This is a genomic window from Clostridium sp. D33t1_170424_F3 (assembly GCF_015667585.1).
Classification (GTDB): Bacteria; Bacillota; Clostridia; order Oscillospirales; family Acutalibacteraceae; genus Anaeromassilibacillus.
The window spans coordinates 103,619-116,866 of record NZ_JADPEG010000007.1; the positions used below are offsets into that span (position 1 = coordinate 103,619).

A 13,248-nucleotide genomic window follows, 5' to 3' on the forward strand; every position below is an offset into this window, starting at 1 on the left:
TAGGAGATTTTCATACTATGAGTAAAAAACCTTTGATTTTAATGATTCTGGACGGTTTCGGTATTGCCGGCGACTACGGCAACGCCATCAAAGCCGCCAGTAAACCGAATCTGGACCGCATCTTCAGCAGCAACCCGATCACACAGATCGGCGCGTCCGGCATGGACGTCGGCCTGCCGGACGGCCAGATGGGCAACTCCGAAGTCGGCCACACCAACATCGGCGCGGGCCGCATCGTTTATCAGGAGCTGACCCGCATCACCAAATCCATCAAGGATGGCGATTTCTTTGAGAATTCCGCCTTTATTTCCGCGGTGGACAACGCCATCGCCAAGAAGACGGCCCTGCATCTGATCGGCCTGCTTTCCGACGGCGGCGTGCACAGCCACAACAGCCATCTGTATGCGCTGGTGGAACTGGCGAAAAATCGCGGCCTGAAAAAGGTCTACGTGCATGCGCTGCTCGATGGACGCGATGTTCCCCCGTCCTCCGGCAAGGACTTTGTCGCGGAATGCGCGGCGAAGCTCAGGGAGATTGGCGTGGGCGAAATTGCCACGGTGATGGGCCGTTACTACGCGATGGACCGCGATAACCGCTGGGAACGCGTGGAAAAAGCGTATGCCGCCATGGTTTACGGCGAAGGCGTCCAGTGCGCCGACCCGGTCAAGGCGGTGGAAGATTCCTACGCGGCGGGCGTCACCGACGAATTTGTCGTTCCAACCGTATGCGCCAAGGGCGCGGAGATCGGTCCGGACGATTCCGTCATCTTCTTTAATTTTCGCCCCGACCGTGCGCGTGAGATTACCCGCACCTTTGTGGACCCGGATTTCACCGGCTTCGAGCGCAAGAAGGGCTTCTTCCCGCTCAAGTACGTGTGCATGACGCAGTACGATGCGACCATGCCGAACGTCCTGGTCGCCTTTAAACCGCAGTCCCTGAAAAACACCTTTGGCGAATATATCTCCGACAAGGGTCTGACCCAGCTGCGCATTGCAGAGACGGAAAAGTACGCGCACGTGACGTTCTTCTTCAACGGCGGCGTGGAAAAGCAGTATCCGGGCGAAGACCGCGTACTGGTCAACTCCCCAAAGGTTGCAACCTACGACATGCAGCCGGAGATGAGCGCTTACGAAGTCACCGACAAACTGGTGGAACGCATTGAGAGCGGCGCTTACGACGTCATTATCCTGAACTTTGCCAACTGCGACATGGTCGGCCATACCGGCGTGTTCGAGGCGGCAAAGGCGGCTGTGGAAGCGGTTGATACCTGCGTGGGCCGCGTTGTAGACGCGATCCGGAAGCAGGAGGGCGTCGCACTGATCACCGCCGACCACGGCAACGCGGATAAGATGTACGAGGAAGACGGTTCTCCGTTCACCGCGCACACCACCAATCCAGTTCCGTTCTGCGTTGTGGGGTATCCCTGCAAGCTGCGCGAAAGCGGCAGACTGGCGGATATCGCGCCGACCATGCTGAAAATTCTGGGCCTGCCCCAGCCGGCCGAAATGGACGGCCGTTCCATTATTGTGGATTAAATTTTTCCCTGCGTATAAGGGGGCGGTTGGAAACAGGCTTCCGTCCCGTTTCAGCGGACTTTGTCCGCCATATTTTAGATGCAAATCTGTCCTCCAAACAGCAAAAGGACGGTTTCCCGGATGGGAAACCGTCCTTTTGCCGTGCATGCATATTTTTAATATGCGGACATACTATGATTATTGGATTTCTGTTTTCCAAAGGCCGTGCAGGTTACAGTACGCATAGACGGCAATCGGCTCGTCGTCCTGCAATGCAAAGGTAACCACCGGATGTTCGCCCGGCTTGATCGCTTTTCTCTGGCCGCCGTGTGCGGTCTCCAGATATATCCAGGCGATGAAATGCTCTTCCGTGGACGGATGTTCCACGCTGCCAACGCTGACATTCACCAGATTGTCGACGACCTCTACCACCGGCAGATGCTTCTCCGTCGCGCCTTCAGATGTATTGGGAACCAACTCATGCATTTTTTCCCCGCAGCAGACCATCGGGACGCCCCCGTTATTGATTAAGCCCACGATATTGCCGCAGTGTTTGCAGATGTAAAACTTTACTCTCTGATCCATCTCTTTGACCTCCGTTCATTACGCACGGCAAATTGCCATGCAAATTTTTTGCAGGACGTATCTTCCTGTTATTTTATTATACCCTAACCATAGGACAAAAAACAGATGCCAATCCAGCGAATTCCCAAAATATTCCGTTTTATCAAAAGTTCAGTCCCACAGCAACCTTACGATTGTGTGACATTTCCATCCCCTCGATTGCAACACTTGGGAAAAGATGTTAAAATATAAGCACTTTGATCGAAATATGCTATATTTGACTTTAATGATAGATAAGGAGTTGACCGGATGAAACGACTGGCGGCGGTGCTGCTCTGTTTCTCCCTCCTATTGTGCGTTACCTCCTGCGAGGAAAAAGCGCCGAGCAACGCCAATAAATCCTTTCAATACCATTTGGACGCGGAACCGAAAACACTTGATCCGCAGATTGCCAACGATACATCGGGCACAATCCTGATCCAGGCACTGTTTGAAGGCCTGACACGGCTGGACGCGGATGGTAATCCAACCCCCGGCGTGGCAGAAAGCTGGACTTCCAACCATACTTTCACGGAATTCACCTTTACCCTGCGGCAGGACGCCGTATGGAACGACAAAGAAAAAACGCCTGTCACAGCGGACGACTTCGTCTACGCGTTCCGCCGTGCGCTTGATCCCGCAACCGGCTCCACCACCAGTGATCCGCTGCTGTGCATCCAAAACGCCCGGGCGGTCCGCAGCGGGGAGCTCCCTTTGGAACAGCTGGGCGTAACCGCAGCGGGAACGCACAAACTTGTGGTAACTCTGGCTTATCCGTACGAGGATTTTCCAAAGCTAACCGCCTCCGCTGTCTGCATGCCGTGCCATGAACCGTTTTTTGAATCTACCAAGGGCCGCTACGGCTTGGAGAAATCCACCCTGCTCGGAAACGGCCCGTTTGCTATCGACGGAATCTACGGCTGGGAACACGGCTCCTACATCAACCTGCGCCGGTTCTCCGGTTATTCCGGCGACATAAAGCCGCTGCCCTCCGACATCAAATTCAGCATTGGCAGCAAAAAGGCAGATGTCTCCGACCCCATTGCCGCATTAAAAGACGGCACGGTGGATGCAATTGCCATGCCGGCCGAGCGCGTGGAAGAAGCCAGGGAAATGGGCTGCACAATCACCCGCTTTGAGGACACCACCTGGGGGCTCTGCTTCAATACGCAAAACGCGCTGATGCGGAATCTGAACATCCGAAAAGCGTTTACCCAGTCGTTTGACCGCGCAAAGGTCCTTTCTCACCTTCCTGCCGGAACCACAGCGGCGGAAAATATTATCACGCCGGATACCAAGCTGTTTGGAAAAAACTACCGCGAGCAGGCGGGCAGCGCTTTTTATCTACAACAGGACAATCAAGCGGCGCAGTTTCTTGCCGCCGGTATTCGGGAACTGGGGCTGGAAACGCTGCCCAAGGTGACGATCCTCTGCCCGGACGACCCGGAGGTGCGCCTGATGGTCAACGAAATGCTGACCGAATGGAACGCCCAGTTTGACTATTATTTTAATATGGAATCGCTTTCTAAAAAGGAACTCGCTTCCCGCATCGCCAGCGGCAATTACCAGCTTGCCATCTGCTCCATCACACCGGATGCGGAAGGGCCGCTCGCTGTTCTGAACCTCTTTAAAAGCAGCAGCCAAAACAACCCCGCGGGCCTGCGCTCCGCCGGATACGACGAACATCTTTCCGCCGCGGAACATCAGAACGGCGCGGAGGCGGCCGCCACCTGCGCCGCCATGGAGCGCTATTTAAACGAACAGTGTATCTTTTACCCGCTCTATTACGAAAGCCACTATTTCGCCTCTGCGCCGGGCGTGACCGGCATCGTCTTTCATCCCTACGGCGGCGGGGTCGATTTCATCAGCGCTGGCAAGGGCTGATTGCATGCAAAAAGGAAGGAATGGATATGATTACCTCTATGACCGCTTTTTATCCCTGTCTTGACCTCGCGGAGACACAGGACTTTTACACGCGGGTGATCGGCCTGCAAACGGTTTTCTCCGCAGAGACAGTCCGTATTTTCGGCGCAGGGCACGGCTCGTTTGCATTTGTCCAATATGGCGACGGCCAGACCGCCTCGGGCAAACTGTGCCTGTCCCTGAATTGTGCCAGCCGGGAGGATGTCGACGCGGAATACCGGCGCATCCTGGCGCTGGGCGTCCAACCCAAGAGCTGTCCGGCACAGCATCCCTCCCAACCGGTTTACTCCTTTTTTCTGGAAGATCCAAACGGTTACACCGTCGAATTTCAGAAAATCGACGGGCTGAACCTTTGATTACAGGACTGCCAAAATGAAAAACGCCATAAAATTAACATACGAACCGGCTAACGCAGCCGATGCTGAAGCCATCTTTCTCCTGAACAAAGACCAGATTGACCGCTATGAAGACCTGCAGTCCATCGATTACGAAAAAGCGCTGACGTGGGTACGGCAAAAAATCACATCGCATATCGGAGCGTATATTCGCATTCTCTATGAAAACCAAAAGGCCGGATACTGCTATTTCCATCCTGTCAATGGCAAAATGGAACTGGATGACCTGTGTATTCTTCCCGCCTTTCAAAACAGAGGCATTGGTACTGCCGTTTTGCTGCAATGTTGTTCTAACACCGATTTGCCAATCTATTTGTATGTCTTTACCGCCAACATCGGAGCGGTCGCATTGTATACCAGGTTGGGATTCCAGATTCGGAATACCTTTTCCAGCGGAAGGCTGCTTCTGCAAAAAGACGGGTCCCGCTGATTTTATGTCTTACCCTTCCCCAAAAAATTGCAGAAAATACCGCTTTGCCATGTACATGGCAAAGCGGTATTTTCTATCTGTATCAATCTTTTAAAAATTACATTCCGTAGATTTCTTCCGCACTCAAAATGGTGATGCCGTTTTCTTTGAGCACCTCCACGGCGCGGTTGCTGTCGTCCACGCGGAGAATTACAAACGCCTTGCCGTGTTCGCGGCTGACAAAGGCGTACATGTATTCCACGCCGATGGTATTGTCCGCCAAAACGCGCAGCGCCTTGGCAAACTCGCCGGGCTGGTCGTTGATCCCCATGGCGATGACGCTGGTGAGGGATACGGTCATGCCCTTCTCTTTCAGCGCTTCCACCGCTTCCTTCGGTTTGTCGACAATCAGGCGGAGAATGCCGAAATCGCTGGTGTCTGCAATGGAAACCGCGCGGATATCCACGCCCACTTCCGCGACCGCCTCCGTGATCTCCGCCAGCCGGCCGGATTTGTTTTCCACAAAAATCGAAATCTGCTGGATCTGCATGCCAATTCCTCCTTTAACCTTTGTTTCGTTTGTCGATGACGCGTTTTGCTTTGCCCTCCGAACGCGGAATGGACTTGGGTTCCAACAGGCGGACCTTCGCCGCGATGTTCAGTGTGGACTGCAAGGCGTTGGCAATCTTGTGTTCCGTGCTCTCCAGGCTGCGGACGGTGTCGCTGAACATATCCTCCGTCATCTCCACCTGCACTTCCATGCAGTCCAGATTGTTGATACGGTCGATCACCAGCTGATAGCTGGGCGCCATGCCGAGCTCCAGCAGCACGCTTTCCACCTGGGACGGGAATACGTTGATGCCGCGGATAATCAGCATATCGTCCGTGCGTCCGCGCGGTTTGCCCATGCGGACCAGGGTTCTTCCGCACTCGCAGGTTTCGTGGTTCAGCGTACAGATGTCGCGCGTGCGGTAACGGATCAGCGGCAGCGCCTCTTTGCCGATGCACGTAAAGACCAACTCGCCGAACTCGCCGTCCGCCAGGGATTTGCCCGTCTCCGGGTCGATAATCTCCGGGAAGAACATATCCTCGTTGACGTGCATGCCCGCCTGCATCTGGCATTCGCAGGAAACGCCGGGGCCGGCAATCTCCGAAAGGCCGTAAATATCGTAAGCGCGGATGTCGAGCAGCCGCTCAATCTCGCGGCGCATCTCCTCCGTCCACGGCTCCGCGCCGAAGATTCCGGCGCGCAGCTTCAGCGATTTGGGATCGATCCCCATGTCGCGGACCGTCTCGCCGATATACATCGCATAGGACGGCGTACAGCACAGGATGTCGGAACCGTAATCCTGCATAATCTGTACCTGCCGCTTGGTGTTTCCGGTGGAAACCGGGATTGCCGTCGCGCCCAGCTTTTCCGCGCCATAGTGGAGACCCATGCCGCCCGTGAACAGCCCATAGCCGTAGGAAACATGCACATAGTCCGACTTGGTGCCGCCCACCGCAACAATACTGCGGGCCGCGCTGCGGGCCCACACGTCGATGTCATGTTTGGTATATCCCACAACCGTCTGTTTGCCGGTGGTGCCGGAAGACGCGTGGATGCGCACCAGCTGTTCCTTCGGCACGGCAAACATGCCAAAGGGATAGTTGTCGCGCAGGTCGTCCTTATAGGTAAACGGCAGCTTGCTGATGTCGTCGATCGACTTGATATCCCCCGGCAGCAAGCCGATCTCATCAAACCGCTTTTTATAAAGCGGTACGTTGTTATAGGCCATATGGACCATTTTTACCAGCTTTTTGGACTGGATATAATGCAGCACCTCGCGGGAAGCGCATTCCAGCTCCGGCTCAAAATAATTCCCGTGCATTTGTTTCATCCCTCTTTTCAAAAACTGATCCCCTTATATTTCAGACCTCAGCATTGTAGCCCAGTTCAAAGGCTTTCAGGTTCAGGTCAATAAATTTCTGCGGCACCGTGGCCTTGATGGTGTCGATCCAGACCTCTTTGGGCAGGTCGAGCTTTTTGGCCATCGCGCCGATAAGCACTACATTGACCGCCTTGACGGAGCCGGCCTGTTCCGCCAGCCCCAGCGCGTCGATGGCGACCATCTTCGCGCCCTGCTTTTTCACCTCGCCGAGGATATCCTCCGGATATTCCTTCTGGCCTGTGACGACGGACATCGGGTCCATCTGCTGCGTGTTGACGATCACAGTACCGTCCGGCTTGAGCCACGGCAGGTAACGCGCCGCCTCCAGCGCCTCAAAGGCGAGCAGGATATCCGCGCCGCCCTGCGCGATGATCGGGGAATAGACCTTTTCGCCATAGCGCACATAGGTCACAACGGAGCCGCCGCGCTGGCTCATGCCGTGCACTTCGGAAACCTTTACGTCAACGCCCTGGTTCAGCATGGCGTTGCCCAAAACGCGGCTGGTCAACAGGGTGCCCTGTCCGCCCACGCCGACAATCATAATACTTTTTACGTTGCTCATGCCTGTACCTCCTGCTCTGTGATGGCTGTCTTCGGGCACAAGGTCGTACACACGCCACAGCCCACGCACTGGGTGTAGTCGATCGCGGCCTTGCCGTTCTTCACGCTGATGGCCGGGCATCCGATGCCCAGGCAGGCTTTACAGCCGATGCATTTCTCCGTATCCACCACAAGGGAGGGCTTATGCTTCACATATTTCAGCAGCGCGCACGGACGGCGGCTGATGATCACGGAGGGTTCCTCCGCCGCCAGCTCCTCCTTGAGCGCGGCGTCCACCGCTTTCAGGTCGTACGGATCGACAACGCGCACGCGGTTGATGCCGACGGCGCGGCAGAGCGCCTCCAGGTCCACCTTTGCGGTCGGGTCGCCCTTGATATTGTAGCCGGTGGTCGGGTTCTGCTGGTGGCCGGTCATACCGGTGATGGAGTTATCCAGAACAATCACGACGGAATTGCTCTGGTTGTACGCAATGTCGATCAGGCCCGTGACGCCGGAGTGCATAAAGGTGGAGTCGCCGATGACGGCAACGCTCTTCTGCTCGGCCTCCTTGCCGCGCGCTTTATTGTAGCCGTGCAGCGCGGAGACGGACGCACCCATGCAGACGCAGGTGTCGATTGCGCTCAGCGGAGCGGACGCGCCCAGGGTATAGCAGCCGATGTCGCCGCTGACATAAACCTTCGCCTTCTTCAGCGTGTAGAACAGGCCCCTGTGCGGGCAGCCGCAGCACATGACCGGCGGGCGCATCGGGGTTTCCACCTCCACAGACATGACCTCCGGCTTTTCTTTTAACATACAGGCGCGGATGACGTTCTGAGAGAACTCATCGCAGCGCGGGAAGACGTCCTTGCCGTGTACGGCGATTCCGTTCTTGCGGCAGAAGGTCTCAATTACGTCGTCCAGCTCTTCAATGACATAGACTTCCTTCACTTTGGAAGCAAAGTTCTGGATCATATGGAGCGGCAGCGGGTGCACCATGCCCAGCTTCAAATAGTTGACCGTATCTCCCAATACTTCCTTTGCGTACTGGTAGACCGCGCCGGCGGCGATCACGCCGATTTCCGCGCCGTTGTCCTCCACCGTGTTGATTCCGGAGGTTTCCGCCCAATCAGCCAGCTTGACCAGCCGCTCCTCTACCTTATGATGTTTCGGCTTTGCAAAGGCGGGCAGCATGACGTTCTTGGCCGGGTTTTTCTCATATGGTTTGAGCTCGTGCTCCTCGCGCTCATGCAGCTCCACCGGGCTGCGGCTGTGCGAGATGCGTGTGGTCAGGCGGACAAAGACCGGCGTATCGAACTCTTCAGACAGATCGAATGCCAGCTTGGTGTAATCGCGGCACTCTGCGGAATCCGCGGGCTCCAGCATTGGCATTTTGGCCGCGATGGCATAGTTGCGGGAATCCTGTTCGTTCTGCGAGGAGTGCAGGCCGGGGTCGTCCGCCACGCCAAACACCATGCCGCCGTTGACGCCGATGTAGCTCATTGTGAAAAGCGGGTCCGCCGCCACATTCAGGCCCACGTGCTTCTGCGCGCAGAAGGAACGCGCGCCCGCAAAGCTTGCGCCCGCCGCGACCTCCGCCGCGACCTTCTCGTTCGGCGCCCATTCGCAGTAAATTTCATCATACTTTGCCGCGGTTTCGGTGATCTCCGTGCTGGGCGTGCCCGGATAGCTGGACACCACCTTGACGCCGGCCTCATAGAGGCCGCGCGCGACCGCTTCGTTTCCCAATAGTAATTCTTTCATACGATATCTCCCTTTATTATGCCTTTTCTTCCGGCTGATTGCGCAAATCCAGCACGCGCTTTGCTTTGCCCTGGAAGCGCTCCAGGGACTTCGGCTCCGCCAGCGTGACCTTTGTCTCCAAACCAAGTACGCTCTTGAGGCGGTCGTGAATCTTGCGCTGAACCGCTTCCAGCTCTCCGTAGCTGCTCAGCAGTTCCCCGCTCGTCAGCTCCACCTTCACTTCCAGCGTATCCAGGAAGTTCTGTTTGCGCACGATCAGCTGGTAGTGCGGGCCGACATGTTCCATGCCAACCAACACGCTTTCGATCTGGGACGGGAAGACGTTGACGCCTTTGATGATGAGCATATCGTCCGTGCGTCCCATTACTTTATCCATACGCGCGTGGGTGCGGCCGCATGCGCACGGCTCGTAGTTGATGCGCGTAATGTCCTTGGTGCGGTAGCGCAGCACCGGCATGCCCTCGCGGGACAGGGTTGTCACTACCAGTTCGCCGACCTCGCCGGGGCCCTTCTGCTCCAGCGTGTCGCGGTCAATGATCTCCGGCAGGAAGTGGTCTTCCGCGAAGTGCAGGCCGCAGCGCAGCTCGCATTCGCCGGAGACGCCGGGACCGCCCAGCTCCGTCATGCCGTAGTTATCTGTAACAAACATGTGCAGGTTCTTTTCAATCTGCGCGCGCATTTCCTCGGTGCAGCCCTCGGAACCCAGCAGGCCCAGACGCAGCTTATAGGCGCTGGCCGGATACGGGGATTCCTTGACCATCTCCCCCAGGTACAGCGCGTAGGAGGGCGTCGCCACCAGCCCTGTCACGCCGAAGTCGCGGAACATCATCAGCTGCTTCGCCGTATTGCCGGAGGACGCCGGAATAACCGTCGCTCCCAGCTTTTCCAGGCCGTAGTGGAGACCCAGCGCGCCTGTGAACAGGCCGTAGCCAAAGGAAATCTGGATAACATCGTCCTGGGTTACGCCGGACGCCGCCGCGATGCGCGCGATCAGGTCCGCCCAGACGTCAATATCCCCCTGTGTGTAGACGCCCACCGTAGGCTTACCCGTGGTGCCAGACGACGCGTGGATGCGCACAATGTCCTTCATCGGCCGCGCCATCATACCAAAGGGGTAGTTGTCCCGGATGTCGTCCTTTGTGGTAAACGGTATGTACTGAATATCCGACAGGGTCTTTATCTTGTCGCCGGTCACGCCGGCCGCCTGTAACCGCTCGTGATAAAACGGGATATTGTGATAGCAGTAGTCCACCATCTTCTTCAGCTTTTGCAGCTGAAGCGCCTCAATATCTGCGCGGCGCATGGTTTCCACGTCTTTTTGATAGAACATGGCGCTCCCCACCTAACCTAAAATTTACCGCACCAAAGTTCAGCTTTGGTGCGGTTCTCTTTTTGTTATTTTAACTCTTTTTCTGACAAATTGCAACCGTCTTTTTGTGAAACCCCCACGAATTAAAGCAAACTGTTCAGATTCAACAGCACTTTTTATTGATAATAGCCAAAAGCGCATGCCAAGGCGGCATGCGCTTCCAATTTTCACCACGCTATAACTCTTTAAAGCAATGAATTGTCCGTTCCATTCTTCGCAGCCAGCGGCAGAATGACGGTAAACGCGGTGCCCTTTCCGGGCTCGCTTTCCACGCCGATTTCGCCGCCGTACAGGGCGACCAGGTGCTTTACGATGGACAGCCCCAGCCCCGTGCCGCCAATCTCGCGCGAACGGCTGGTATCCACGCGGTAAAAACGCTCAAACAGGCGCGGCATATGCTCTTTTGCGATACCGATGCCTGTGTCGCGGATGCGGATGACCGCCGTCTGCCGCTGCTTCTGCGCGGTGACAAAAACCGATCCACCCTGCACATTGTACTTGACGGCGTTGGTAATCAGGTTATCGAAGAGCTGTTCCAGCCGGGTGGGCGTACAGGCAACATACAGGTCCGGCGACGCGTCCAGATGAAGCTGCACCCGGTTTTCCTTTGTCAGCGGCACGGCGCGCTCCAGGCAGCGCTCCAGCGCCTCACCCACGCTGCATGGGCGCATGGAGGGATCCTCCTTTGCGTTTTCAATCTGGGAGAGTACCAGCATGTCGTCGATCAGATGGTGCAGACGCTCCGCCTCAATGTCCAGCACATCGTAGAAATACCGGCGGGTCTCCTCGTCCCGGTTGCCGCTCTTGAGCAGCTCAATGCTGCCGCGGATGGAGGTCAGCGGCGTTTTCAGCTCGTGCGTCACATTCGAGACAAACTCGCTGCGCAGCTGTTCCAGCTTGCGGATGCGCGTCACGTCCGTCACGACGGCGAGCGCGGCGGGCGTCTTTTGTCCATCCATCGGCGCGGTATAGACGGTGTATTTTTGATCCTCCGGCAGGTCTGAAAGCTCGTGGCTGGCCGGTTCGCCCGTCCGGACGGCCTCCGCCAGCAGATCCGCCAGACGCGTCAGCAGCAGGCTGCCGTCCAGCTTATCGCCCGCTTTTAAACCCGGACAATCCAACAAAGAACAGGCACGCCGGTTCAAAAACAGGATTTCATTTCGATCGTTCACCGCCAGAACGCCGTCGTTCATCCCCTGCAGCACACCCTCCAGCTGGTCCTGTTTGGTGCGGAGCAGCTCCACGGCGTTCTCCGTATTATCCGCCATCTGGTTGAAGGACTGCGCCAACTCCGCGAACTCGTGATTGAATTTGCCGCGCACCCGGGTTTGAAAGTCCCCCCGGGACAGTTTCTTCGCCGCCTCGCTCATGCGCCTGAGGGGCTGGCTGAGCCACGACACAAACAAACTGGAAGCGATGCTGACCATGATGACGCCAAACAGAACGCCTAACAGCGCATCCAGCCACATCTTGCGGATGGTCCGCTCCAGGTCCTCCAGCGGCAGCGCGGCGCGCAGATAATAGCCGCTGCCCAGCTGCACCGCCGCATAGTAAAAGGAAACCCCCACGCTGGCGCTCCTGCGGGTATCGTATCCATAACCGCCTTCCCTTGCCTGGACAATCTCCGGACGGTCGTAATGATTTTCCCTGATATCTTCTTTTTCACTGTCTCCGACGACGTTGCCCATCCGGTCCAGCACGGTGATGCGCATGGGCTGACCGGCACTGTGCAGCGAGTTACCCATCTGCAGGGCCAGCTGCTGCGGATGGCGCGTTACCTCGTCCTCCTGTGTGGAAATCACCGCCAGAGCCGCGTTCAGCCGGTTGGTAAACTCCTCCTGGTACTGGTTTTGCACCAGGACGGTCGCCGTCAGGAACGCCGCTACAAAGCCGATGAGAATGATTCCCACATTGCACAGCAACATCTGTTTTTTCATATGTACGCCCTCCCCGTAACGATGACAAAGGATCTGTACCGCAATACAGGTCTTGCATCAAAGATCAGCAGAACAGGAGCGGCTTCCTCCACCAAAGCCGGGGGAATCCGCCAGATTCATCCATATTTTATACACGCCGCCAACACGGAACACGCCCGGCGCTATTTCAGGTCCGCAAATTTATAGCCCACGCCGCGCACTGTCTGAATCAGCACCGGTTTATCCGGGTCGTCCTCCACCTTCTGGCGCAGGTAGCGCACGTGAACGTCTACGGTGCGCGTATCTCCAAAGTATTCCACTCCCCACACTTTATCCAGCAGGTTGTCGCGGGTCAGAACCTTGCCGCGGTTCTTCATCAGCATGGCAAGCAGATCGAACTCCTTGGCGGTCAGCTCAATGTTCTCGCCGTTTTTCTCCACTGTGTGCCGGGTAATGTCCACCTTCAGTCCGCCGCACTCCAGCGTCTGTTCCGGAATTTCCGCCGCGCGCTCCGCCCGGCGCAGCACCGCGCGCACACGGGCACACAGCTCCTTCATCCCAAAGGGCTTTACTATGTAATCGTCCGCGCCCAGTTCCAGACCGAGTACCTTGTCGATCTCCTCCCCGCGCGCGGTCAGCATCAAAATCGGAATATTTCGCGTCTCCGGGGACGCCCGCAGGGTACGGCAGACCGCCAGGCCGTCCGGCGGCGGCATCATCCAGTCCAGTACAATCGCGTCCGGCCGGCGCGCCTGCACACCGGCCAGCAGCTTTTCCCCATCCGCGAATTCCGCTGAATCAAAACCCTCGTCCTTCAAGCCAAAAACAACCAGCTTGCGGATATTCGGCTCATCGTCCGCAACATAAATCAAAGGCATAGAAACAGC

The 13,248-nt window shown here is 56.7% G+C and carries 12 protein-coding genes; 4 read left to right on the top strand and 8 right to left on the bottom strand.

The features are described from left to right. Positions 1-17 precede the first annotated feature (17 nt). Entirely contained in the window at positions 18-1,535 is a 1,518-nt protein-coding gene (gpmI, locus tag I4V53_RS06450) for a 2,3-bisphosphoglycerate-independent phosphoglycerate mutase (RefSeq protein ID WP_195984684.1), read from the top strand. A gap of 177 nt (positions 1,536-1,712) precedes the next feature. On the opposite strand, the gene I4V53_RS06455 is transcribed toward gpmI, so the two are convergent. Further along, a complete protein-coding gene (locus tag I4V53_RS06455; protein ID WP_195984687.1) occupies positions 1,713-2,099 on the bottom strand; it encodes a desulfoferrodoxin family protein in 387 nt (128 codons plus the stop codon). Positions 2,100-2,387: 288 nt separating this feature from the next. Here I4V53_RS06455 and I4V53_RS06460 point away from each other — a divergent pair, with 288 nt between their 5' ends. From I4V53_RS06460 to I4V53_RS06470, 3 genes are read left to right on the top strand one after another with little or no spacing between them, the layout of a single operon-like run. Beyond that, the gene (locus I4V53_RS06460; RefSeq protein WP_195984689.1) at positions 2,388-4,001 is read left to right on the top strand and encodes a peptide ABC transporter substrate-binding protein; all 1,614 of its coding nucleotides are present in this window, start codon (positions 2,388-2,390) and stop codon (positions 3,999-4,001) included. 26 nt (positions 4,002-4,027) lie between these two features. Continuing rightward, positions 4,028-4,396: a VOC family protein gene (locus tag I4V53_RS06465; protein WP_195984691.1), complete on the top strand. Its 369-nt coding sequence runs from the start codon at positions 4,028-4,030 to the stop codon at positions 4,394-4,396. A gap of 16 nt (positions 4,397-4,412) precedes the next feature. After that, a complete protein-coding gene (locus tag I4V53_RS06470) occupies positions 4,413-4,865 on the top strand; it encodes a GNAT family N-acetyltransferase (protein WP_195984693.1) in 453 nt (150 codons plus the stop codon). A gap of 97 nt (positions 4,866-4,962) precedes the next feature. On the opposite strand, the gene I4V53_RS06475 is transcribed toward I4V53_RS06470, so the two are convergent. The 7 genes from I4V53_RS06475 to I4V53_RS06505 all read right to left on the bottom strand — a co-directional run bounded on the left by I4V53_RS06475 (position 4,963) and on the right by I4V53_RS06505 (position 13,239). Next, positions 4,963-5,394 carry an ACT domain-containing protein gene (locus I4V53_RS06475; protein ID WP_195984695.1) on the bottom strand — a complete coding sequence of 144 codons (432 nt, stop codon included), beginning with the start codon at positions 5,392-5,394 and terminating at the stop codon, positions 4,963-4,965. A 13-nt stretch (positions 5,395-5,407) separates the two neighbouring features. Next, a complete protein-coding gene (locus I4V53_RS06480; protein ID WP_195984697.1) occupies positions 5,408-6,715 on the bottom strand; it encodes a phenylacetate--CoA ligase family protein in 1,308 nt (435 codons plus the stop codon). Between the two features lie 40 nt (positions 6,716-6,755). Then, positions 6,756-7,337, bottom strand: coding sequence for an indolepyruvate oxidoreductase subunit beta (locus I4V53_RS06485; protein WP_195984699.1), 582 nt, complete (start codon positions 7,335-7,337; stop codon positions 6,756-6,758). Then, complete coding sequence (iorA, locus tag I4V53_RS06490) at positions 7,334-9,076, bottom strand: indolepyruvate ferredoxin oxidoreductase subunit alpha (RefSeq protein ID WP_195984700.1); 1,743 nt, start codon at positions 9,074-9,076, stop codon at positions 7,334-7,336. Before iorA ends, I4V53_RS06485 begins: the two co-directional genes overlap by 4 nt. A gap of 16 nt (positions 9,077-9,092) precedes the next feature. Continuing rightward, a complete protein-coding gene (locus tag I4V53_RS06495) occupies positions 9,093-10,406 on the bottom strand; it encodes a phenylacetate--CoA ligase family protein (RefSeq protein ID WP_195984703.1) in 1,314 nt (437 codons plus the stop codon). Between the two features lie 224 nt (positions 10,407-10,630). After that, the gene (locus tag I4V53_RS06500) at positions 10,631-12,382 is read right to left on the bottom strand and encodes an ATP-binding protein (protein WP_195984705.1); all 1,752 of its coding nucleotides are present in this window, start codon (positions 12,380-12,382) and stop codon (positions 10,631-10,633) included. A 161-nt stretch (positions 12,383-12,543) separates the two neighbouring features. After that, positions 12,544-13,239 (bottom strand): winged helix-turn-helix domain-containing protein, encoded by a 696-nt coding sequence (locus I4V53_RS06505; protein WP_195984708.1) that lies wholly within the window; start codon positions 13,237-13,239, stop codon positions 12,544-12,546. Between the last annotated feature and the right edge of the window lie 9 nt (positions 13,240-13,248).